Source organism: Paenibacillus sp. JCM 18996 (assembly GCF_055392555.1).
Genome location: NZ_AP043884.1, coordinates 2525462 through 2547314, shown reverse-complemented (window position 1 = coordinate 2547314; position 21853 = coordinate 2525462). Strand labels below are relative to the sequence as shown.

21 protein-coding genes, 5 tRNA genes and 2 pseudogenes are annotated in these 21853 nt (G+C 46.0%); 19 read left to right on the top strand and 9 right to left on the bottom strand.

What is annotated here, in order from left to right:
• Positions 1–40: 40 nt before the first annotated feature.
• Entirely contained in the window at positions 41–193 is a 153-nt protein-coding gene (gene cmpA, locus ACZ5N7_RS12485) for a cortex morphogenetic protein CmpA (RefSeq protein WP_464654562.1), read from the bottom strand.
• Between the two features lie 75 nt (positions 194–268).
• Positions 269–619: a hydrolase/acyltransferase gene (locus tag ACZ5N7_RS12480; RefSeq protein ID WP_464654560.1), complete on the bottom strand. Its 351-nt coding sequence runs from the start codon at positions 617–619 to the stop codon at positions 269–271.
• 109 nt (positions 620–728) lie between these two features.
• Between ACZ5N7_RS12480 and ACZ5N7_RS12475 the strand changes: the two genes are divergently transcribed.
• From ACZ5N7_RS12475 to ACZ5N7_RS12465, 3 genes are all read left to right on the top strand, one after another.
• Positions 729–1202, top strand: coding sequence for a SprT family protein (locus ACZ5N7_RS12475; protein WP_464654559.1), 474 nt, complete (start codon positions 729–731; stop codon positions 1200–1202).
• 18 nt (positions 1203–1220) lie between these two features.
• A tRNA-Asn gene (locus ACZ5N7_RS12470) sits at positions 1221–1296 on the top strand.
• Positions 1297–1309: 13 nt separating this feature from the next.
• A tRNA-Ser gene (locus ACZ5N7_RS12465) sits at positions 1310–1398 on the top strand.
• 112 nt (positions 1399–1510) lie between these two features.
• Here the strand turns inward: ACZ5N7_RS12465 and ACZ5N7_RS12460 are convergent.
• Positions 1511–1733: pseudogene (locus tag ACZ5N7_RS12460) on the bottom strand (hypothetical protein); the annotation flags it as partial.
• Positions 1734–2105: 372 nt separating this feature from the next.
• Here ACZ5N7_RS12460 and ACZ5N7_RS12455 point away from each other — a divergent pair.
• The 3 genes from ACZ5N7_RS12455 (at position 2106) to ACZ5N7_RS12445 (ending at position 2380) form a co-directional block, all read left to right on the top strand.
• A tRNA-Glu gene (locus tag ACZ5N7_RS12455) sits at positions 2106–2180 on the top strand.
• 8 nt (positions 2181–2188) lie between these two features.
• A tRNA-Lys gene (locus tag ACZ5N7_RS12450) sits at positions 2189–2264 on the top strand.
• A gap of 34 nt (positions 2265–2298) precedes the next feature.
• Positions 2299–2380, top strand: a tRNA-Leu gene (locus ACZ5N7_RS12445).
• A 145-nt stretch (positions 2381–2525) separates the two neighbouring features.
• Here the strand turns inward: ACZ5N7_RS12445 and ACZ5N7_RS12440 are convergent.
• Positions 2526–2675, bottom strand: a complete 150-nt coding sequence (locus ACZ5N7_RS12440) for an IS3 family transposase (protein WP_464654558.1) — start codon at positions 2673–2675, stop codon at positions 2526–2528.
• A 301-nt stretch (positions 2676–2976) separates the two neighbouring features.
• Here ACZ5N7_RS12440 and ACZ5N7_RS12435 point away from each other — a divergent pair, with 301 nt between their 5' ends.
• Positions 2977–3270, top strand: coding sequence for a YciI family protein (locus ACZ5N7_RS12435; RefSeq protein ID WP_464654556.1), 294 nt, complete (start codon positions 2977–2979; stop codon positions 3268–3270).
• A 557-nt stretch (positions 3271–3827) separates the two neighbouring features.
• Here ACZ5N7_RS12435 and ACZ5N7_RS12430 read toward each other — a convergent pair.
• Complete coding sequence (locus ACZ5N7_RS12430) at positions 3828–5033, bottom strand: IS110 family RNA-guided transposase (protein WP_464654555.1); 1206 nt, start codon at positions 5031–5033, stop codon at positions 3828–3830.
• A gap of 357 nt (positions 5034–5390) precedes the next feature.
• On the opposite strand from ACZ5N7_RS12430, the gene ACZ5N7_RS12425 reads away from it, so the two are divergent.
• The 7 genes and pseudogenes from ACZ5N7_RS12425 to ACZ5N7_RS12395 all read left to right on the top strand — a co-directional run bounded on the left by ACZ5N7_RS12425 (position 5391) and on the right by ACZ5N7_RS12395 (position 11893).
• Entirely contained in the window at positions 5391–6677 is a 1287-nt protein-coding gene (locus ACZ5N7_RS12425; RefSeq protein WP_464654553.1) for an IS110 family RNA-guided transposase, read from the top strand.
• Between the two features lie 472 nt (positions 6678–7149).
• Positions 7150–7599, top strand: a complete 450-nt coding sequence (locus ACZ5N7_RS12420; RefSeq protein ID WP_464654551.1) for an SgcJ/EcaC family oxidoreductase — start codon at positions 7150–7152, stop codon at positions 7597–7599.
• Between the two features lie 69 nt (positions 7600–7668).
• The gene (locus tag ACZ5N7_RS12415; protein WP_464654550.1) at positions 7669–7899 is read left to right on the top strand and encodes an SRPBCC family protein; all 231 of its coding nucleotides are present in this window, start codon (positions 7669–7671) and stop codon (positions 7897–7899) included.
• Between the two features lie 443 nt (positions 7900–8342).
• Positions 8343–9218: an IS21 family transposase gene (gene istA / locus ACZ5N7_RS12410; protein WP_464654548.1), complete on the top strand. Its 876-nt coding sequence runs from the start codon at positions 8343–8345 to the stop codon at positions 9216–9218.
• Positions 9218–9996, top strand: a pseudogene (gene istB, locus ACZ5N7_RS12405) (IS21-like element helper ATPase IstB). Before istA ends, istB begins: the two are co-directional and overlap by 1 nt.
• A 369-nt stretch (positions 9997–10365) precedes the next feature.
• Positions 10366–10836 (top strand): YdeI/OmpD-associated family protein, encoded by a 471-nt coding sequence (locus ACZ5N7_RS12400; protein ID WP_464654547.1) that lies wholly within the window; start codon positions 10366–10368, stop codon positions 10834–10836.
• 685 nt (positions 10837–11521) lie between these two features.
• Positions 11522–11893 (top strand): hypothetical protein, encoded by a 372-nt coding sequence (locus ACZ5N7_RS12395; RefSeq protein WP_464654545.1) that lies wholly within the window; start codon positions 11522–11524, stop codon positions 11891–11893.
• A 141-nt stretch (positions 11894–12034) separates the two neighbouring features.
• Here ACZ5N7_RS12395 and ACZ5N7_RS12390 read toward each other — a convergent pair whose 3' ends face one another.
• Positions 12035–13000 (bottom strand): FTR1 family iron permease, encoded by a 966-nt coding sequence (locus ACZ5N7_RS12390; RefSeq protein WP_464654544.1) that lies wholly within the window; start codon positions 12998–13000, stop codon positions 12035–12037.
• An 830-nt stretch (positions 13001–13830) separates the two neighbouring features.
• On the opposite strand from ACZ5N7_RS12390, the gene ACZ5N7_RS12385 reads away from it, so the two are divergent.
• Positions 13831–14151: a hypothetical protein gene (locus ACZ5N7_RS12385; RefSeq protein ID WP_464654543.1), complete on the top strand. Its 321-nt coding sequence runs from the start codon at positions 13831–13833 to the stop codon at positions 14149–14151.
• A 334-nt stretch (positions 14152–14485) separates the two neighbouring features.
• Positions 14486–16195, top strand: a complete 1710-nt coding sequence (locus ACZ5N7_RS12380) for a hypothetical protein (RefSeq protein ID WP_464654541.1) — start codon at positions 14486–14488, stop codon at positions 16193–16195.
• A 73-nt stretch (positions 16196–16268) separates the two neighbouring features.
• Here the strand turns inward: ACZ5N7_RS12380 and ACZ5N7_RS12375 are convergent, their stop codons facing one another.
• Complete coding sequence (locus ACZ5N7_RS12375; RefSeq protein WP_464654539.1) at positions 16269–17312, bottom strand: hypothetical protein; 1044 nt, start codon at positions 17310–17312, stop codon at positions 16269–16271.
• 313 nt (positions 17313–17625) lie between these two features.
• Here ACZ5N7_RS12375 and ACZ5N7_RS12370 point away from each other — a divergent pair, with 313 nt between their 5' ends.
• Both ACZ5N7_RS12370 and ACZ5N7_RS12365 read left to right on the top strand, forming a co-directional pair.
• Positions 17626–17805: a hypothetical protein gene (locus ACZ5N7_RS12370; RefSeq protein ID WP_464654537.1), complete on the top strand. Its 180-nt coding sequence runs from the start codon at positions 17626–17628 to the stop codon at positions 17803–17805.
• A gap of 73 nt (positions 17806–17878) precedes the next feature.
• On the top strand, positions 17879–18136 hold the full coding sequence (locus tag ACZ5N7_RS12365) for a hypothetical protein (RefSeq protein ID WP_464654535.1): 258 nt from the start codon (positions 17879–17881) through the stop codon (positions 18134–18136).
• 132 nt (positions 18137–18268) lie between these two features.
• On the opposite strand, the gene ACZ5N7_RS12360 is transcribed toward ACZ5N7_RS12365, so the two are convergent.
• Entirely contained in the window at positions 18269–19381 is a 1113-nt protein-coding gene (locus tag ACZ5N7_RS12360; protein ID WP_464654533.1) for a polysaccharide deacetylase family protein, read from the bottom strand.
• A 314-nt stretch (positions 19382–19695) separates the two neighbouring features.
• On the opposite strand from ACZ5N7_RS12360, the gene ACZ5N7_RS12355 reads away from it, so the two are divergent.
• Positions 19696–20478: an S-layer homology domain-containing protein gene (locus ACZ5N7_RS12355; protein WP_464654531.1), complete on the top strand. Its 783-nt coding sequence runs from the start codon at positions 19696–19698 to the stop codon at positions 20476–20478.
• 146 nt (positions 20479–20624) lie between these two features.
• Here ACZ5N7_RS12355 and ACZ5N7_RS12350 read toward each other — a convergent pair whose 3' ends face one another.
• Entirely contained in the window at positions 20625–21647 is a 1023-nt protein-coding gene (locus tag ACZ5N7_RS12350) for a HoxN/HupN/NixA family nickel/cobalt transporter (protein ID WP_464654530.1), read from the bottom strand.
• Positions 21648–21853 lie beyond the last annotated feature (206 nt).

Sequence of the window (21853 nt, the reverse complement as noted above, 5' to 3'; positions counted from 1 at the left end):
CATTTGATGAGAAGCGATCTCTTCAGATGCTCTTTTTATTTTATCTTTTTTTGGTTCCCTGCTTGGAGGTGAACAGTTCGGCATCCGTACGTTTCGACCGGTAAAAAAACCAGCAATCGTTCAGCAGACGGATTTGCCGGCGGTTTTTGGTGTAAAAGGCACGCATCAATTGATTGCTAAGCCATTGCGGCATGCTTCCAGCCCCTTCCTGAATCCTTATATCAGCATATGGAAGGAATGGGCGAATGGTGCAGGTCCGCTTGACGGGTTACTCGAATTCTTCTTCGTACCACTGCTCAAGCTGCGCCTGAAGGGCGCGGATTTCCGTCAGCAGAGACACCAGCGGGTATTTGGTCTCCTGGATTGCGGCAAACTTTTTCTCCAATTCGTTTATGTAGTCAAGTCCGTTCGTAGAGGCGTACCGCGGGTCAACCGCTTCCAGGTTATCGCATTCGGCGATGAGGCAGGGCAGGGAAGGGATGTCCTCGGCGGTTAGCTTATCCGCTTCTTTATGTAACCTTTGGTGAAGCGCGGTTAGCTGATACATATGGGATGACGGCATTTCGACAAACCGGATTTCGTTCGGTGATTTCAGGATTCCGTACCTCATGGTTGGCATGCATATTTCCCCTCTTTCGTAAAGCCGCTTATCTTTACTTGACAGTGTAGCCTAAGATAAGGTACAAATTCAAGTGGATACCAGCAAAAAAATCGGGAGAGGATAACGAATGAACGATGCGCAGCTGCAAGCTTGGGTGGAACGAATTTCTTTGGCGTCGTTCGGTGTTCCTTTTCGACACCAGGCGCGGTTCAACACTCGGCTCCGTTCGACCGGCGGGAGGTATTTTACACGCACCCACGATATCGAAATCAGCGCTCTGCAGTATGAGACATATGGTGAGGATGAAGTGGAGAAAATCATCAAGCACGAGCTTTGTCATTATCATCTGCATTTGGCCCGAAAAGGATACAAGCACCGCGATGATGATTTCAAAAGCTTGCTGAAGAAGGTGGGGGGGAGCCGCTTTTGTACGGCATTGCCGCAAGCGGGACGCGCGGAACCGTACCGGTACCAGCTTCGGTGTGTGAGCTGCGGGAAAGAATATTTGCGCAAGCGCAGGCTCGATCCCGGGAAGTATGCGTGCGGCCGGTGCAGGGGGAAGCTGCAGCTGTTTACGCTTGACACCGTTAATAATAAATGATATATTAGTGTTCGTCCTTCCCTGATAGCTCAGTTGGTAGAGCACTCGACTGTTAATCGAGTTGTCACAGGTTCGAGTCCTGTTCGGGGAGCCATTTTTTATTTTTTGGAGAGATACCCAAGTGGCTATAAGGGGACCCTCTGCTAAGGGGTTAGACTGCGTAAGTGGTGCGAGGGTTCGAATCCCTCTCTCTCCGTACAGACCGAGTAAGTCGTCCAATTTGGACGGCTTTTTTTAACGTTAAGGCTAAGTTTAACCTCAATGTTGATTTTCAGCGTTTGATTAATTTATTTTCTCATCGAATATACTTCAAAAGCAGTTTTCAAGGAGGGAATTCATCGAATTTATTTTGAAATTCTTCAGGAATTATGAATTCTGTATTCTTTTTAAAATTCACTTATTAGAATACCATGGGCATCTTGTAACAAGGCACCTTTGAAAAAACAGAAGCCCAAACGTGTAACAAGGAACACCCCGCTTCAATTCTTCGGTCAGCTGACAGTCAAGAATGAGCATTCTCAATTTCTCCAATTCTTTCTGTCACTTTTTGAATTTACTTAATTCCACAGTAAGCCATCCTTCGAAGTGTTATATTCGTATCCTTGACAGAAAACAGGCATAAAGAGACTAACATATTCTTTTTATTCGACGTTGTGTTTTCGTACTCCTTGTTATCCAGGTAGTGAAACTATGTCAGGTAATGCTTCAAATATTTTGTTGCAGCCCATTAAAGCGGTCCATCCAGGGGCCAAAGGAAAGTGGTTTGGATTACTTTTAACAGGCTTTCACAGAAACATGATATAGTAACACTGGCTGGTAATACTTTCTTTATAAAGGGACTTGCCAAGCGGCTAATTCTCAGCTATAATAACACTTGTCGTCTTTGAGACGTCGCTGTATCTAGGCCCGTTGGTCAAGCGGTTAAGACACCTCCCTTTCACGGAGGTAACAGGGGTTCGATTCCCCTACGGGTCACCAATTTTTATGAGCCATTAGCTCAGTCGGTAGAGCACCTGACTTTTAATCAGGGTGTCGAAGGTTCGAGTCCTTCATGGCTCACCATTTTCACCTCTGAAGATGGTTCATATTGTAACGTGCGGTCATGGTGGAACGGCAGACACGCTATCTTGAGGGGGTAGTGCCCATTGGGCGTGAGGGTTCAAATCCCTCTGACCGCATACCTCGAAAGTCCTTTCTCAGCTTGGTCAAAGTTGAGTGAGGACTTTTTTGGTTTTATTTTTATAAGTGCCTCTGTAAGGACTCCGGTCACGGTTTGGTCACATTATATAGAAAGATAAACAAATGTAAAGATTATTACATTGTCTACATATTAAAAAAGAAGCAAGCTGTTTTCTTCTTAAAGCATGCAGCAAAATGAACTGGTGATAAATAGCCGATCGCACTGTGGATTCGTTTGTGGTTGTAGAAAAATTCAATATACCGATAGATGGCATTGTAAGCCTGTTGCTTCACTACATCTGCGAGAGTCCAAAAAAGACAGTAAAGAAAATCGTTGTTTTGAAATGTCGATTACACATCAACAACTTAACGTCTGTTGCTCCATTCTTATGATCTGTTAACGTACACGATATTATTAAGCTAACTGGCAGTAGAGCAGTGATGATTAGAGCTCGAGAATCACATATACGGCATTGTGTTATAATAGAAATACTTGGTTACAGCGGGGTATTTCGCACTGTTTCAGACACGAAAGGGAACCGAAATTGGCGTACAAAGTATGGCATAAGCTTTGCAAAAGAAAGGATGAAGAAAAATGCATTTCATGATCAAATATCCGCCAAAGAGAGCTTCATTCGCACAGGACATGACCGAAATGGAAAGAGAAATTATGGGCCGGCACATCGCCTATTGGACAGATCTGATGAACAGGGGCCATGTTTTAGTGTTTGGCCCGGTGATGGCTCCGAGTGGCTTCTACGGATTGGGGATTGTAGAGGTGGAGGGCGAAGAACAGATTCGTGGTTTTCTCCAAGAGGATCCTGCCATCCAAGCAGGGTTAATGGACACAGAATTCTACCCGATGCAGGCGGTTGTGCCGCAGAAATGAGAAAAGGTTATGTAGAGGACGTATTCCAAATGGGAGCGTTCTTTTGTTTGTTCAACTATGGGGTAGCATAAGCTTGAATCACCTTCCTTCCAGGATATGGGTAAAAAGCGTTGAGCTAACGAGGTATTCTCCTTCCATAGCTTGTCTGAATTAACTTTGTTGAAATATAAAAGAACCATTACTTGATGTACGAGTTTGTAATGAGATACGTCCTGATTGAGTTATACCAATTCGGGCGATTCAAAAAGGTCTTACTGTAATAGATTGAACCCGATTCAGGAGTCGACGCACGTATTTTCACCCCGCTTCTGAGTTCCTAATATTTAAATTATTCACGGAAACGGATTATGCTTGGGTACTTTTTAACGGATAACGATAGTGGAGGAGTTGCTTCAGGCAGCTCCTCTTTTGGTTTATTGAAGTAACCCAGCTAATATCTTGTCAAGATTTTTCTAGTTAACGAGTAGTGGATTGATGTTATACTTGAAATTGAGCATGCCAAATAACCTTCCAATACAATTATGGAAGGTTTTTCACGAATTTCAGTAAATTATAAACTAAGTTAATTCGTGGAAGGCTTCTTTCCTGTTAAGCATAGCAAAGATCCAATGGAGCAACTTATTCACACAGGCGATCATCGCTACTTTATGGGGTTTGCCCTCGGACATTTTCTTGTCATAAAAGGCTTTAAGCTTTTTACTTCCGGTACGTCTCAACCCGCATAGCACAGCCATATATAAGGCGTGCCTCAGGCTGCTGGAGCCTCGCTTCGTGATCCGGTTAATTGTTGCGGTAAACTTACCGGAGATATGCACGCTTGGATCTACACCAACGAAGGCAACGAGCTTCTTAGGATGATTAAACCGACTGATCTCACCAAGTTCGGAAATAATCGTTGCAGCGATTTTCTCTCCGATACCGGGGATCGACTGGATAATCTTATATTCAACAACTTCATTTGCAAAGGCATCTATTTGCTTTACGAGGGTTGATAGATGCTTTTTGTAATGAAGCAACATATTGATGTACATACTCATGCTGAACAAATGACTTTGGAATAGAGCTTTCCGAAAGGGATTCCGGGTCGCCGCTGCCATAAGCTCTTGAGCCTTATCCTTAGCCCATTGTTCGGAACGATGTGGACATAGAATCGCGATCCTCTCCGTTAATTGAGCTTCACCGGCACTCAGAACAGCCTCAGAAGTAGGGAATTCTAATAAGGTTTGTAAAGAGATCACCGAATACAAATCCCCGAATACGCCCTTATACTCGGGAAACACTTGATCTAAAACCGCATGGAATTGAAGTTTGATCTGAACAAATTGATCCGTTACCGATTCATGCTGTCTTGTAAGATTACGAAGGTTTAGTAATTGAATACCTCTTTTCTTACGGGGTTCAAAATCTTCCTTGTAAAAGAACTCGCATAAAGCATAAGCATCAACGGCATCTGTCTTCACTTTACGTAAGCTTGAAGACTTTTTCGCTTGATAAGACAGAAGTGGGTTTATAACAATGTAAAGGTAGTTATGTTCATCCAGAAACTGAGTAACAGGGGTATGGTAATGACCTGTTGCTTCCAGAATGACCATCGGTAGCTGTCCTGTCATGGCTTGAATATCTATCAAGAGTTGAAGGAAGCCCCCCAATCCATCACGGGTGTGAAGGACAGTAAAGCTTTTGCCATAAGGCTTTCCCTTGTCTAAGAAGATTTGACCTTTACTCTCTCCACTAGCAACATCCAGTCCAAGTACTGGATTCATCCTTGTATCACCTCTATGATTTTATTTGCCGGTATCCCCTAGTCCTTCTTGCAGTGTCATAGCTTCGCTTGTTATACGAGATCTATGTCTCAACCAGCCTCAAACATGTTTCTACAAGTAGGGGGCGAACATGTTACTTCACGGGATCACAGTCCCTCGGGCAGTGACGTTCTACCCCGGCTACCCGTAAACTAAACCCCTTAAAGAAAAAGAGGTCAACCAGTAAAAACTGGTTAACCTTATAATACGAACGGGCAGCATTCCTGTTATGAAGTAATTTTCGGATTTGAGATAATAAAAAACTCCTGATAGTGTTGGGTTGTCGCACCATCACTAATCAGGAGGTAGATCTACAACATGAGTATAACGCAAAACAGCAAGATTCGCAGCATCACACATTCAACATTGGTCGTAGGTGCAGACATTGCTAAGAAAGTACACGTTGCCCGGGCCAGCGATGTTCGGGGCGTAGAACTTGGCAAACCCCTAACCTTTGACAACAGCAGACGGGGCTTTGAGAAGTTGCTGTTATGGATTCAGTCGCTCTTGATTGAACACAGCTTTAATAACGTCGTTTTCGGTGTTGAGCCAACGGGTCACTATTGGATGAACCTCGCACAATTCCTCCGTCACCAAGGGATTCAGGTTGTTCTGGTCAACCCGATGCATGTGAAAAAAACCAAGGAACTTGAGGACAACAACCCTACCAAAAGCGACCGAAAGGATGCGCGCGTCATTTCGCAGCTGGTCAAAGACGGAAGGTACTCCGTACCCCACATTCCCAAAGATATCTACGCCGAATTACGGGTGGGAATGAACGAAAGAGACCGTTTGTCTGAGGATCTGAAGCGAGTGCAAGCGCGTATTCACAATTGGCTGGATCGGTTCTTTCCTGAGTTTACTGAGGTGTTCAAGGACTGGGAAGGCAAGGCAGCCTTAGTCTGCCTGCATAATTTCCCTTGCCCACAGGATATTCAAGAAAAAACGGCATCTGAGATTGTTGGCATGTGGAGAACAAACGGAATTTCACGGGGAGTTGGAATGAGCAGGGCGAATCTGCTGCTTGAGGTGGCACAACAGTCGATCGGTCTTACAGAAGGACTGCAGATGGCGCGTCATGAACTGGCGATTCTGCTCAGCCAGTATGACTTGTGTCAAGAACAGCTGGAGCTTCTTATGATAGAAGTCGAGCGGTTAGTCAGCCAAATTCCTGGTACAAAGCAAATGCTGACTATACCGGGCGTCGGGTTAGTGACCGTTGCCGGGTTTATTGCTGAAGTTGGGGATCTCTCTAGCTATGACAATCCAAGACAAATTCAAAAGCTGGCAGGGCTGACTCTCAAGGAGAACAGTTCCGGCAAGCATAAAGGTCGAACTCAAATTAGCAAGCGTGGACGTCCTAAGCTCAGGGCACTTTTATTCCGCTGTGCCATCCCATTGCTTGCAAAGAATACGGAATTTCAGGAATTGCATAGATACTACACACAAAGAGCGCAAAATCCGCTCAAGGCCATGCAGTCGGTGATAGCGCTGTGCTGCCGGCTCATACGGGTGTTATTTACACTTGGGCAAAAAAAGGTGCCGTACGATCCAGCAAAAGTGTTGGGACCGGTGCACATTGCACGATTACAGAATGCGGCTTAATTCTTTGAAGTTTTCCTAGCAGCTGGCTGATTCACAGTAACATCTGACAAACGAAGCACGGAGAACCGGTACGACACTATTACTTGGGGCACCGACCCTGCCGGGCAGCAAAATACTGGTCTCCACCCTTTGATAGGCAGAACGATGGAATGAAACGGGACGAAACAAGGACCCTGTGAGACATGGGAGGGTAAGCCGCAAAGGTACGGTGTGGAGCTCCAATGTGCGACCATATTTTAACAAGAGGGATTTATCCCTTGTTTGCGTGCGCCCATTTTCTCCGGAATCTTACCAAGGGAGAACCTTTGCCCAAATCGTCTGCTCGATTGACTCAGAAATACTATGAAAAAGCTAGAAAACGTGAGAAAACAAAAGAACATAGAGGGAGATTAGTTGCAAAAGAAAGAGGTTATCTGTGTAGGAAATTGTTATAATTGAGATAAGAAAAGTAACGCTTTAGGGAGGAAATGTAATGGAGCAATCAGTATCGAATGAAATCGAAACTGTATATTATCAATTATTAGACGCTTGGAATAACAGAAGTGCTAGTAGTATGGCTGAGTTGTTCACAGATGAGGGTGAGCAAATCGGGTTTGATGGGAGTCAATCAATTGGTCGTGACGAGATATTTTCACACCTCAAATCCATTTTTGAACATCACCCAACGGCTAAATTTGTAAGCAAGGTTAAAGATGTGCGATCACTTGGTTCTGATGCAGCTATTTTACGAGCAATAGCAGGTATGGTGTCTCCAGGAAAATCAGACCTCAATCCTAATGTCAACACTCACCATACTCTAGTTGTAGTTAAAATCGAAGGGAATTGGCGTATACAACTTTTTCAGAACACCCCAGCACAGTTTCATGGAAGACCTGAGTTAGTTGAACGAATGACAGAAGAGCTACGACGGTTGATTAAATGAATCCAATTAAGCTTTTTCCAGTTCAGTAACTCCCAATCAATGTTGTTGTTCAGCTCACGGGTACGATAGTTGAATAAAAGAGAAGTTTCATTTAGGCATAAATTGGAGTTTGATTATCCAGTTCCACCAGAAAAAGTTTGGGAAGCCATCACAGACAGCCGTAAGTTGAAGTCGTGGTTTATGGAAAACGACCATGTTCCTGTCGTTGGGCATAAGTTTCAGTTAAAAGAGAAGCCTCAACCTGGCTGGGATGGCATAGTTGATTGTGAAGTGATTGAGGTAGATAAACCGCACATGTGAACGGCAGTGCTAAAATCCCCAATAATGGCACTTGAAAATTCCCCATAATCGGCAGACACTCTTCCTTATGGGGGAGAGACAATGATCAGGAATGGGGAGTTTTACGTGATTCAGCACATGAGACAAAAAGGAATGAGCAAGACGCAAATCGCCGAGGAACTCGGCCGTGACCGGAAGACCATCGGGAAGTGGCTCCGGGAAGACGGTCCGCAAGCTTACAAGCGGCAAACGCCGAAACCGAGCATCCTGGCGCCGTTCCAAGACTACATCCGTTCGCGAATGGAAGAAGGCTGCCTGAACGCAGCGGTACTGTTCGACGAAATCAAAGCCAAAGGCTACATGGGCCAGATCCGACTATTGCGTTCGTTCATGGAGCCACTGCGGCCAGCGGTGCTCGCCAAAGCGACCGAACGTTTTGAAACGCCGCCGGCAAACAAGCGCAGGTGGACTGGGGACATTTCAAAGTCGAATGGAAGGGCGAGGCGAAACGGCTGTATGCCTTCGTCATGGTGCTTGGCTATTCCCGGACGATGTACCTCGAATTTACGGAAGACGAACGACTGGATACGCTGATGGGCTGCCATGTCCGGGCGATGCAGTATTTCGGCGGCAGGCCGGAAACCGTGCTCTACGATAATATGAAAACCGTTGTCACCGGTGTGGACGATCAGGGCCACCCGGTATGGAATGAGCGGTTCGCCCGTTTTGCCGCTCATCACGGGTTCCTGCTCCGGCGCTGTGCGCCGTATCGTCCACGCACCAAAGGGAAAGTGGAAAACGGTGTCGCGTATGTACGCAAAAACTTTTGGCCGCGCGTGCGCACCTTTACCGGTTTGACCGATCTGAACATCCAAGCCCGCTTGTGGCTCGATACGGTGGCCAATGTCCGTATCCACGGCACCACGCATGAAGTGCCGCTGCAGCGTTTACAGCAAGAAGTTCTGCAGAAGTTTAATGTGCGCCCCTTCGATGAAGCGGAGCGGCATGCCCGCAAAGTGTCTGCCGACTCCCTGATCTCCTATGCGGCGAATCGCTACTCGGTGCCCTGGCGGTATGTGGGGCAAACAGTGGAGGTGCAGGATGAGCGCAATGGCCGCCTCCGAATTTTTGCTGGGGACAAGCTCATCGCCGAACACGACAAAGCCACTGGGCACCATGAGGTGGTCTTCGACCGCAAGCATTCCGAAGGCATCCGCTCCGCAGTCGGGAAGCCCAAGCAGCTGCCCATGCCGCGCTTAGTCCAGCAAGCGTTGCCCGACGTGGTCGTGCGCGATCTGTCGGTCTACGAGGCGTTTCTGAATGAGGCGGTGATCCAATGATGGTGGTCACCGAACGGTTACAAGAGGCTTTCGAAGAACTCGGGTGGAGCCGGATTCCGGAGATTCTGCACCACCATGCCGAGGAAGCGGCGGCACAGAACCGGACATATCTGGAGTTTCTGGATGGGCTGCTGCAGGAGGAACTGTCCGCTAAGCATGACCGGTTCATCCGCATGAAAACCCGCATGGCACACTTACCGTACCACAAAACGCTCGATCAGTTCGACTTCGGCTTCCAGCCGTCGGTCGAAGAGCGGCGCATCCGGGACCTGGCGACACTGCGCTTTGTCGAGCACCAAGAGAATCTGGTCTTTTTGGGGCCGCCCGGTGTGGGTAAAACCCATTTGGCCGTAGCACTCGCGCTGGAGGCGATTAAACGGCGCTACACGGTGTATTTCACCACCGCACACGATTTGGTACAGACCTTGCAGCAAGCGCATCTCAATAACACGATTACGCAGAAAATGAGGGCGCTCACCAAACCGAATCTGCTGATCATCGACGAGATCGGCTACCGGAAGATGGATGAAACTGCCGCCCACTTCTTCTTCCAGATCATCGCGGAGCGCTCGAGTCTGGCTCGATCATTCTCACCTCTAACAAGTCTTACGGCGCCTGGGGAGAAATCTTTGGGGACTCGGTCCTCGCTACCGCCATCCTCGACCGCCTCCTCCATCACTCCAGCACGATTAACATCAAGGGGGAGAGCTACCGAATCAAAGAGAAGAAAAAAGCCGGATTTTTCCGACCCGATCCGGATGAGGAAAAAGAAAATTAAATAGATTTTCACCGGCCTCACTCGGGCCTTCTACTTGCACCTTTTGGGGAAAATTCAAGTGCCGGTTTTGGGTAATTTTCGTTTGCAGTTGACACACAGGCTTGTATGGAAATGGTGGGGCGGTTCATCTAAAAAAAGACGCACACAACTGTCATTTGGATACTCATATCGATGAATGGAGGCACGCGTCTCATGCTTGAGCATAATGGCTTCGAAGGAATGGGTGGTATATTACTTAGTTTCATGTTGAAATCAGGATGGCGAAAGAAACTTCTTGGAGAAGGATTCGCCGCACTTCTATAAGACGGGATAAAAACACACACTAGACATTATAGGTTGCCAACTTAAATTTAATTAGAGGGGTTTCAAATGATTACATTTCAAGCTAAATTATACAGGCCAAATGCCCCAGGAACATGGACATATGTGGAGTTCCCATTTTCTGTAGAGGAGAAGTTTGGAACAAAGGGACGTGTCCCTGTAAAAGGAGAAATAAATGGCGTTTCCTTTCGTAGTTCTCTAATGTCCCAAGGGAAGAATACCCACCATATTCTGGTCGTTAACGGGGACATAAGAAAAGCAATCAGTGCAGAAGCAGGGGATCTTATAAACGTTTGGTTGGAGAAGGATGACGCTTTACGTGAGGTAGCAATACCGGACGATTTTCAATCTGCGTTACAACAGCAGGAGCAGGCACTTAACCATCTTGATAAAATGTCCTATTCTCGCCGTAAGGAATACGTCGATTGGATAGAGGGAGCAAAGAAGGCGGAAACACGCAGCTCCCGTATTAAGAAGGCGGTAGAAAGGTTAACCGAGGGATTGGGCTTGAAAAACTAACTTTAAGGAATAGGATCAGCTACCATACCGCCGAGTCAAGCATCATCAAACGATGTTGCTATTTCTTATCAGAATTTCTAAGAAGCCCATACAGCACGAACGAATACGTTGTGTGGAAGCAGGAGTGCTACTGTCGTTTTTCATTATTCGAAATTTGGAAATCGTGTAAACGTAGCCCCGCGGGGGATTCGCAAGCACTAGCGTGGGTGTATACATTAAAGGGTTGCCTTCAAAGGACTGAGGGGACAAAATAAGATGTAGTCAGCGGTCATTCACAAAAATAAACGCTCCAACGGTCTCTGAAATACCTTATACTGAAGGCAAACAAACTGAATCAGATAATTCCAATCCTCTACAACTTCATTAATCGTTCCATGCTGTCAGCAACTAGTACATTTATCCACTTTCATGCCTGCTCAACTCCTTTTGTAATAGAGTTATAGTTTAACTTCTTATCCTTTACCCACAGAATAATGAAAATCTTATGTAGACAGCTTATTCATTTGTTTACAAAGTGAAAAATTTGTTTATTTGTTTTTGTGATGCTTAGCATCAGCGGCCAAGTGGAATTTGAATAAGAGGAATCGCACATTGGCTGAAGGAAGAGGCTTCCACTGGGCAAGGAAGCGTATTGATCTCCACCTCCAGACAGCTCCATCAGGATGTGAAGCAAGCGGCTTCCGCTTTGGAACTGGCGATCCATGCGGTTAAATACAGTCCGCTGGTAAAACAAAGACATTTACAATTATTGAAGGAACAACAACATCTGCAGCTTTTAAAGAAAGTGTATTATCACCTTTTCGAAATGCAGAATTTTCTGGTGGAATGGTCACAAATGGGAGAGATTACGGAAGCTGACCGAAATGAATGGAGTGAAAGATTTCAAAAATTTTCCTATTTAGTCAGAAGGGAACACACAGAGCGAGCTGATTCGCTAAAGATGATGGTACCCTCAACTGTAAAAAGCTATGCATTTCCTCTCTACCTTGAAGCTCGTCAATTGTTTTCTATCTTTCAAACCATACAAAAAAGGGATATGCCGACTGAAAATTTGTGACGGCCATATCCCTTTTTAACTATTTCTTAATTTTCTAAAGTTTTCTGCGGATGCAAAATGCTCGAATAAGAAAATCAACAGTTACGTTTTCTACTCTTTAGACTATCCGAGAAAGAAGACAACACAGATCCACAGCTCATATTAACTTAATTTTTCTGCCAACTTTGGCTTCCAACTTCGTGTGAACTGCAAGAAGACATACGAGCCAACAACAAAGACAAAAGCAAAGCCTTGAGCAACTAATGTTTCAACATTGGGGAAGATCGAGAACCAAACTCCCATCCAATCAGGAATATTTAGATCCATTTTTGTAGTCGGAATCCATCCTGCTTGTTGCATTTCTAAGGCGGTTTCGCCAGTCATAACTAAAAGAACCACGACCAGCAGAGCACCAGTTATAATCAACATTTTCTTATAAGGGAGTTTTTGATGAGCGACAAAGTTCAGCAATGCCACGATTCCGGTAAAGAACAATCCGATCAATGCTCCCAATAGAACGAAATGGCTTCCTACTTGTAAGCGGATGTTTTGAAGGAAGAGTACCACTTCAAAACCTTCGCGATACATCGATGTTAAGCCGATGACCACAAGACTCCAATACGAAGCTGAAATGTTTGTGTTTCCCTCTTTTGGAACATCGGTGATTTGACGGCGTTTTTTATTGTGCAGCGAGATCCAACCCGTCCAATAAATTTTGTGAAAGAACCAGTTCATGATGACTAGAAGAACGATATTCGCTAAAAGTCCGGTTCCCGCCTGAATGTTAAGTTCAGACGTTGTATTTCCCACTAAAGAAATAATACCCACTACCACGAACCACGTTACAATGGTTGCTAAAAAGGAAATGCCTGACCCAACAAATATTGGTTTCCAGGAATCTTTTTTAGTTCGTACAAGACCTGCAGTAATCGCCGATAAAACCAGGATTGCTTCTAATCCTTCGCGAAAAACAAGGATAGAAACATTCAATATGGCAGTGGATGGAGTTATATTACTTGCGGTTGGGTCTGGTGCGCCTCCCGAAGTAATTCCTTGCCATACCAAGACACCGACGATGATAAGAGCCAATATACCGAAAGTAACGTTTTTCATATTTAAAGATTTCAAGTTGTCTCCCTCTTTTTCTCAGTTTATATACGATATTGAAAATCATTATCACTGAAATTGATTATAAAAGAGAGATCGAATTTGGTCAATAATTTAGAGGAAGATGAGAATGATTATTAATTAATATTAAATTTAATGAGAGGTTTTATCATGATAAGTGGGCAAAGTGTAGGATTAGATGAAACATATGAGGTTCGTTATTCAGAGTAAAAGCAACAGATTGACAGCAAACTGTGAAAGGGTATTGGTTTGGTGATGAGAAGATATCACATTATCCCGCCCATGCCAAAGTAGCCGTTTTCCCTCGTTCGCTCCGAATTTGTATCTAATTCTACCAGCCGTAAAGGAACTGCACTAGGCAAGCTCCTTCAGTATCGTATCCGGTAGCCTAATGTCCTAGCGCATAAAAACCAACAAAAAAGTGGCCCCAGTCCCTTCAAATTCTTACTTCCTCGCCTTTTAAAACTCATGACCAAGCTTCATTAGTACCCGCTTCTCGATCCGAAAAACATTCGAATGTGGGTACCGAGCTCCTTAACGATCTCATATTGTTAGTAGTCTGTTTAGACGACCATTTTGCATTTGATTGATCAATATCTGAATTCCAATTAATTGAGCGAATTGCAAAATAAACCCACTAACTTACGTGAAAACAACACGTTAAGGGATTGGTTTTTTTGTTGAAATTTTCTGTTCAAGACTTTGTAAATTACAAATTTAATGTTGAAAGCGGTTTGGTTTGATTTTCTCTCTTGGAGAGGTTCACCGGGTCAGCTTTCGGGTAAATAAAATTTACAATATTTTCAAAATATTCCAAGGCGGTGAGAAGGATGACAATAAAATACAGCATTAAGTGTCATGGCTGCGAAGTTTTGGTGCGTCAAACAGAAGATAAACAGTATCATTTAGTCATTCAAGCGAAGACGAACCCGCTGAGTTATGGGAATTTATTAAAAACATACAAGGGCAAGCATGAGGCGATACAAGCAGCTGAACAATTTTGCAAGATGATGGCTTCGGCCAAGGAACGCGGTTATCATTTGGAAAAAGAATATTTCGTCAGACCGGAAGGGAAAAAAATTCCGATCTCCGCATGTTTAAGAACGGAAGCGGAAGCTTCGCATTGGATGGAGCAAAACAACCAGGTCTAAGCCGATAAGGAGGCCTGCTAGGTTCCGGCTAGTGGCAGGTAACGGACGGGGCATTCATTTCCGGCATTATGTCGATAGTCCCAATCAAGGGCTGCGTCGAATACTGGGCTGTTGTGAAATTGGGTCAAATTAAGATTGAAACCTCCTGTCCTTCACGGTTCGGGAGGTTTTTCTCATGACTCTTTAGTGTTTATGAAATGACTTGTCATGTCCATAATGAGGGTGATGTTTTTCTTGTGTGACTACGAGAAAGTTCTTTTAAAAGAACTATTTGTTCTATATAATGAAAATAGAAATCCGTAATCTACCATTTTATAAGTGAGGATGTGATCTCTTGTCCAAAAGAAACAAGTTTACACTACTTCGTGGTTTCGTCTGCAGTGTCGTCTGTTCATTTGTACTTACGGGCGGCGTTGCGGCTTTGGCGGAACCTGCTCCTGAATCCGTTTCGGAAAATCTGCTGAGCATAACAGCCAATCGGCTTCCCCTGCTTCAGAGTGATAGAAAAGGGGGCTTTGTAAAGGCCGAGCTTAGTGGTAAGGAGATTCAGCTTAACCGTGTTACAGCATCGGGACAAGTCGTAAGCAGTGCTTTTTCCGCCCCTGGGCAGCTCTCTTCGTTAAACGGCTTTACACAAACTGCAGACGGCGGATATCTGCTGGCGGGACAAGCCTCAAACGATTCCTCCGGACAGCTGAAGATCGTTAAAATCAGTCCTTCCGGCACAGTAGTATGGGAGCAAGCTACTAACCAGATGACCGATTACACTCCCGCTTATTTTCAGGAAACAAATCAAGGCGGAATTATGCTGGCGGCTACTCGGAAAGGGCAGACTACGGCCAGCGATATTTATCTGTTAAAATTGGATTCTAACGGAAGCAAAAAATGGGAGCATGTGATCAGCGGCCCTTACAATGAGGCAGTCCATTCGTTGTCGGCAACCGGAGACGGCGGAGTGGTACTAGCCGGGGAGTGGCAGGTCGGCACCAGTGACGGGAAGATCAACCGTGATTTGTATGCAGCCAAGTATGATGCGGACGGAAATCGCGTGTGGGAGCGCAAGCAGGAAACGGGCGGAGATACGACGGGGAACGACGTTGCCGAAACACATGACGGCGGTTTTATAGTCGCCGGTAATAATGCGGATCTGAGCTATACACCCGCCTACTCAGGATATTTATTGAAGCTGAATGCCAAAGGCGAGCCTGTTTGGGACAAACAGCTGACTTCTTCTTTGCAAAACAGCTATGCAAACCAAGTCCAGGAAGACAAGGACGGAAATCTGATGGTTGCCGGTACCGTAAACCATCACATGATCAACATGGGTACTCATGAGGCAGACGGATATTTGCTGAAGCTGGATCCGTTCGGCAGCCCAATCTGGGAGAAAGTTATGAAAGGCGGAGAGCGTACGTATAGAAGTGTTTCCAAAATTCAGCTGACACCGGAAGGCTATCTCGCCATTGGCAGCACAGAAAAGTATCGGGGAGTTTCCTCCGGTATGATTCTTACGAAACTGGATGCAGGGAACAAACCCGCACCTTCCACCCTTTCATTTGATAAAGAGGAATATAAACTCACCGCAGGACAATCGGTTTACTCCGTTCTTAATTCGGTGTACGGCGGCCAGGCAGTGGATGTCACTCGCGGCGGCCACTTGACTATAGACAATCCGGCGGTAGCTACGGTGGATTCCTCCGGACGTATTTCCGGGCTCCAGTCCGGCGATACGGTTCTGAGGGCCGTGTACGGAGGAGCGTCTTCCAGTGCCAAAGTGCATGTTGAAGGGGCGGAAAACCCGGCATTGAAGTTCGATTCCAGCGAATACAGCATTATTGTGGGGCAATCGCTCGACACTCACCTGTATGCGGAAAACGGCGGCCATCAAACGGAAGTCCCAACTGGGGCACATTATGAATGGTCCAATCCTGCGATCGCTTCAATCGATGATAAAGGCAATATAACCGGGCATAAAAACGGAATAACGGAACTTACAGCGACTTACCAGGGAAGAAAAACGAAGGCAATCATATACGTCTATTGATCATAATGCATGTGTGTTAACCGGTTCCCGAGGGAGCCGGTTTTTTGCCATTCCATAGAAATAAACGACTGTGCTACTTGGCGACAATGGCCGGGTTGGCGATCAGGAGCGACTCAGTGGTCTCCCAGAGTGTGGGTAAAAACTGGATGACTTCCTCGCCTCGACGGATGAGGTCCCCGGTAGACGTTATGCCTAAGTCAGCGACGATAGCATCAAAGGCTGGAGCGAGTTCACGTTGCAAGTCCGATGAGGCGTCTGCAGCCAGAATCTTGTGGCAGCGTGCAAAGGTCGCCACGATCCAGAACACCGCTTCGTGGTGGTCGCCATCATGGATTAGTTTACGGCTTCCGTCGATGGCAATAGGACGAGCTGCGCTGGTGATGTCCGTGCTGAAGAAGAACGGAGTCTTAGCTACTGCTGCAGCGGCGTCGAATGTTCGGGCGAGTTCGTCGAGATGATGTTCGACGCGCTGAGGGGTTAGATCAGCGCAGCCGAGCAAGTTCAGCAGGTCCGGGTAGAGGCTGCTGTGGCCGTATTCTTTAAGCACTTCACGTGCGGCCAGATAGCGGCGTCGAACGGTGGGATTTCGTAAGGCGGCCACGAGGAGTACGTGCGTAGTCACGCCGGTGGAGAACAGCCACGCCATCACCTGGTCGTGCCACGGCGCGGAGGTGTCGATGCCCCGCAGCCCGTTCTCGATCTTCTGCCGAACGTTCTCGCATCGGCGACGGACCCACAGCAGCTCAGCAAAGTGGCGGGACACCTCTGTTTGCAGTTTGCGCAGATATCCGGTGGGGTCGGAGATGATGGTGTCCACTCGGAAGCTGCCTGCCAGGTGATATGACGTCAGAACCTCCTCGGCCGAAGCGAGCTGGCTCCAGGACAGATAAGTGGCCTCGACCAGCGTGCCGCGGTAGACGAACTTGCCAAGCTTCCGCGGGGGCTCGGCCTCCGCGGTCACGATTACGACGTCGATATCGGAGGCCGCCGACAATTCCGCATCATCAGGCAGCCCTATCGTCGAGCCGCTGAAATACGCCCCCCCGAACCCGGCCTCCCGGCTTGCGTGCTGCATGACCCACTCAGCTGCCGCTGTTCGCGCAGATCCGACTCTCATAGATACCATCCTCCACTTCGCCTAAACTTTAAATCCCTAGGTTTCGCCACTCTAATTACCTCCAACGATTATTTTTTTGAACGTCTACATTATAGTCCAGCATAGAAATATTACTAGTCTGTTTGTTTTCAGAAATATCAGTTATTATATAAGGGTAGGAGTTGCCATGCGGCGGCTCCTATTTCTTTTGTCCAAGTAACGCAGCGCCCAAAGCACTGTAAAATAGGATATTGTCCCTATCAGGACATGGCTAATATCCCTTAGACTGATGGTGAAACCAGCGAACCCATCGCTTCGATTAAGGAGGAGGATTATGGAAGTTAGCAGCCAGAAAGGGATCAGAGATCTAAATGCCGTAATTAGGGATCTACGGGGAGTAAGAATGATCGTGGCCCACAATCAATTCGAAAATGAAGACCATGCAGTACGACAAACCTTGACCTTTGTAGAAGAAGTCATAAATCACTTATCTATGCTGAAGCTAAAAGATTAAAATTATTAACATCGGATGAGGACCTTTTGCGGTTCACCCTCGCCCGGAAGATACCCCTCAGGAGGACGCAAGAATGAAAAGGTTGATTATTAAAAGAAATCTATTGCCATGGTACAACGAAATATACAATACATTGGATTTGAATGCGCCTGGTTTTCCGCAGACAGTGTTAAATAAAATTAAGACGTTTGGCAATTCTGCAATAGAAACTATCGACAAGAAAAAAACTACGTTCGTTCGTGTGAAAAAGATCTTACCTGTCGAGAACGACAGTGCTTACGGAGCTGATTTTGCATTCATTGCCGATATCCGCCGGTACCTATACCCGTGATTATCCGAACAAAATATAAAAAAGCCTTGAAAGATACCGGATGACATTCCGGAATCAGAAAAATGAAGGATCCGCATGACGGATCCTTCATTCAAAAACTTTGAGCACAAACCAGCCAGGAAAGCATAAAGCTTAATACACGTATACTTTTGCCGCTGCCTTGGTGTTGTTGTATGTTGCCGTTAACACCGTTACTCCACGCTTTAAGCCTTTGATGTTCCCCATACTGTCCACTGACACGATTGTCGGGTCCGCGATTGAATATGTACTGTCTCTTGTTACGTCCACTTTCTTACTTCCATTTAACGAGGTGACTGCTGTATCCAATGTTTCCCCGACAACGACACTGTACTCTTCCGAATCGAGCTTTATATCAACTTTCGGTGATTCGGGTTTGCCGGTGCCATATACACTGTCGGTCACCTTCGCGCTTTCTTTAGTTTTAGATGGCTCCTTCACAGTTTCATTTGAGATAGGACTGGCACTATTGTCATCTGCGTAAGCCGGAATACCCAATAGCTGAGAAACGGTTACAGGCTCGAGCCCTTGGTCTCTCAACCTTTTTATAATGCGGGGAAGAGCCTCGACCGTGGAGGATAAATTCGCTGCACCATCGGGGGAGGCGGAATGCATGATAATAATTGCACCCGGCTTGATTTGGTCAAACACTTTACTCTCTACCAAATTGGCAGGAATTTGCTTCCAATCCTGGGTATCAACGTTCCAGCCGATGGTGTATATCTTTTGCTCTGCCAGCCATTTCACTTGGTCTTCAGTTATGCGTGTGTAAGGCGGACGGAATAAAAGAGGGTCATGCCCGCTGATTCTTTTCAACAGTTTTCCCGTATCCAAAATCTCGTTCTGGAACTGGGCGGCGGGCAGAGACGGCAAGCTGGGATGGTCGTATGTGTGGTTGCCAATGTCGTGTCCTTCGCTGATGATGCGTTTTACAAGCTCCGGATGAGCCTCTGAATGCTCGCCGATCAGAAAAAAAGAGGCTTTAGCATTTTGTTCCTTGAGCACGTCTAAGACACGGGGAGTATATTCGATATCAGGCCCATCGTCGAAAGTGAGGGCTACCTGGCGTTTGTCTGATGGACCGCTCTGTTTTACATAAACCGGGTAATTTTGTGCCATATCAACCATTGATGCTGGCTGCTGCGCATCTTTTGCGGAAGCGGGAGCGAGTCCCGTCAGCCAAAAGAAACTTACTGCGACCGCAGTCAGTGACGTCCACGTTTTCATGAAAAACATCTCTCCTAATTTTTGTTCTTAAAGCCGGCCGGCTCATACAATCTCTATTTTAAATTTGAATTCCGTGGATGAGAATCATACAAACGTCATTAAATTCGTTAAAATATGATGAAATTTGCCCATAAAACTTTACATTATATAGGTCAAATTGTTCATTATAACGAACAAAAAGGGGGCGTTCGGCCTGTTCCTCTACCCTTAATAAAATAATAATATTTAACTCCATTAAGTTACCCTCACAATCCAATATAGTTCTTCCGAATTAAATGGTGTAGGAAATAAAAACCATACAAAGGATGATGACTATGAAAAAGCTTTTGGCTACCGTATCAGTTTTCTCTATTTTATCTCTCTCCGCTATACCGGCCTTCGCAGCCGAGAAGAACGGGAATGTTAATGTCAAAGGAAACCACAATCATGTCAAAATCGATAACAGCATTAAAGTGGAAAACAACCTCAACATTAATTTGGTGGACATCGGCGGACATTGGGCAGAAAAATACATAAGAGATCTAGTGAGCAAAGGCATCCTGGAGGGGGACGAAAACCAACACTTCAATCCGGACCAGCACGTGACCCGCGAACAATTCGCCGCAATGGTAACAAGAATGTTTCACTTGAAAAACACATCTGCAACGCAAGATTTTAATGATGTACCGGCAAAACGTTGGTCTTATAATGTCGTAGAAGCTACCAAAGATTATTTTGATGCTTACAAAGACCTTAATGGCGGCTACGACTTCTTACCTGCGGAAGGAGCCCAAAGACAAGACGTAACGGTTACTCTTGTCAAAGTGCTGATGAAAGTGAATGCCTCCATTCAATTGATGGATGCCGGCGCTGCTGATCAGTTGCTTCACAGTAAATTCAAGGATGCGGATAATATTGCAGCCGTACTTCGTCCTTATGTAGCTACTGCCGTGCAAAACAGTCTTATCCAAGGTGATGACCAAGGCCGGTTCAATCCGGACAACACCCTTAGCCGTGCCGAGGCAGCTACTTTGTTGGATCGTTTGAAAGATATGAATGTGGTTGTCGGCGTTCCTTCCGGCTCTGCCACGGTTACAGGCAGCACTTATGGAAACTAATTTTAATTAATGCGCTGCTATTAAATGCAAACTTCTTCTTCGCCTTTACGGTGAGTGGTACCCATACCTGATGTTAGGTATGGGTGCTTTTTGTTTAACTGCAGCTTTTCTGTAAAAAAAGTATGGTAAGCAAAAATCGGTAATTTTCACATCGAGCTGTAGCGTTCTTCAACTTTCATGACCTTCCATACGGTTACGGAAAGAATCCAGGCCGCCGCGAATAATCCCGCAAGCATATAACCCAAATTACCAAAGTCGAGGTTCCCCACCCACCGGAAAAAACCGCTCTGCAGATTCAGCTTGTCAGTCAGCACCTGCAGAAGTTCAACTGCTCCTATAAATAAAGCGGCGATGACAGATATGGAGGTTACGGTGACGTTGTAATAAATTTTGCGGATCGGGGTGGAAAAAGCCCAGCGGTAAGCCGTTGTCATAAACATGCCGTCCGCTGTGTCCATCAAGCTCATGCCAGCGGCAAACAAGAACGGGAGGCACATGATTCCGAACACGGAAACCGAGCTTTTGGCCGCCCCGGCGGAAATCGCCAATAATCCTACTTCAGTAGCGGTGTCGAAGCCGAGCCCGAACAAGAATCCAAGCGGATATACATGCCAGCTCCGTCCGATAAATTTCATCATGGGCATAATCATTCGGGCAAGCAGCCCTCTGGAATTGAGCAGCTCTTCAAGCTCCTCATTTTTAAACCGGCCTGTTCTCATTTTGCGGAAGACTTGATAAAGATTGAATAAAACGACCAGGTTGACCAAGCCGATAATAATCAAAAAGCTGCCGGACACCGTGGTGCCAATAACGCCTCCGATTTCCTGGAGCTGAGGCATCTCATTCTGCACCCATTTCATAGAAAGCGCTATCGCGAGCACCATAAGAAAAACGACAGAGGAGTGTCCCAGCGAAAAATAAAATCCGATTCCCAACGGGTTCCTCTTTTGCTGGATCAGTTTTCTCACGGTATTATCTATAGCGGCAATATGGTCAATATCGAAAGCGTGCCGCAGCCCGAAAGAATAGGCCAAAGCGCCGAGTCCCCAGAAAGCGGGGTTCCCCGGAGCTGCAGAGATTAACCCCAACAATCCAATCACATGCAATCCAAGCACGCATAAAAAATATCCGCCCCACGAGGATCTCCTCTTCCAGGCTTTCTGCAGCATATGTACGATCCTCCTCATGCTTTTTTCGAATATCCAAGCGATTCCATTTCATAATACCATCGTGCCGCAGATCGAGTAAATAAAAAACATAATTCCGGGCATTCGCATTGATGGCGTAAATTAAACGTTTTTTCACAATAAATAGGTATTAGTATACTGAAAAAAGGGCCGGGATAGTCCATTAGGACAATGGCAAGTTAGTATTT

Coding starts and splice junctions, on each gene's coding strand:
- cmpA (WP_464654562.1), bottom strand. CDS start 193: ATGCCGCAATGGCTTAGCAATCAATTGATGCGTGCCTTTTACACCAAA.
- ACZ5N7_RS12480 (WP_464654560.1), bottom strand. CDS start 619: ATGCCAACCATGAGGTACGGAATCCTGAAATCACCGAACGAAATCCGG.
- ACZ5N7_RS12475 (WP_464654559.1), top strand. CDS start 729: ATGAACGATGCGCAGCTGCAAGCTTGGGTGGAACGAATTTCTTTGGCG.
- ACZ5N7_RS12435 (WP_464654556.1), top strand. CDS start 2,977: ATGCATTTCATGATCAAATATCCGCCAAAGAGAGCTTCATTCGCACAG.
- ACZ5N7_RS12430 (WP_464654555.1), bottom strand. CDS start 5,033: ATGAATCCAGTACTTGGACTGGATGTTGCTAGTGGAGAGAGTAAAGGT.
- ACZ5N7_RS12425 (WP_464654553.1), top strand. CDS start 5,391: ATGAGTATAACGCAAAACAGCAAGATTCGCAGCATCACACATTCAACA.
- ACZ5N7_RS12420 (WP_464654551.1), top strand. CDS start 7,150: ATGGAGCAATCAGTATCGAATGAAATCGAAACTGTATATTATCAATTA.
- ACZ5N7_RS12400 (WP_464654547.1), top strand. CDS start 10,366: ATGATTACATTTCAAGCTAAATTATACAGGCCAAATGCCCCAGGAACA.
- ACZ5N7_RS12385 (WP_464654543.1), top strand. CDS start 13,831: ATGACAATAAAATACAGCATTAAGTGTCATGGCTGCGAAGTTTTGGTG.
- ACZ5N7_RS12375 (WP_464654539.1), bottom strand. CDS start 17,312: ATGAGAGTCGGATCTGCGCGAACAGCGGCAGCTGAGTGGGTCATGCAG.
- ACZ5N7_RS12370 (WP_464654537.1), top strand. CDS start 17,626: ATGGAAGTTAGCAGCCAGAAAGGGATCAGAGATCTAAATGCCGTAATT.
- ACZ5N7_RS12365 (WP_464654535.1), top strand. CDS start 17,879: ATGAAAAGGTTGATTATTAAAAGAAATCTATTGCCATGGTACAACGAA.
- ACZ5N7_RS12360 (WP_464654533.1), bottom strand. CDS start 19,381: ATGAAAACGTGGACGTCACTGACTGCGGTCGCAGTAAGTTTCTTTTGG.
- ACZ5N7_RS12355 (WP_464654531.1), top strand. CDS start 19,696: ATGAAAAAGCTTTTGGCTACCGTATCAGTTTTCTCTATTTTATCTCTC.
- ACZ5N7_RS12350 (WP_464654530.1), bottom strand. CDS start 21,647: ATGCTGCAGAAAGCCTGGAAGAGGAGATCCTCGTGGGGCGGATATTTT.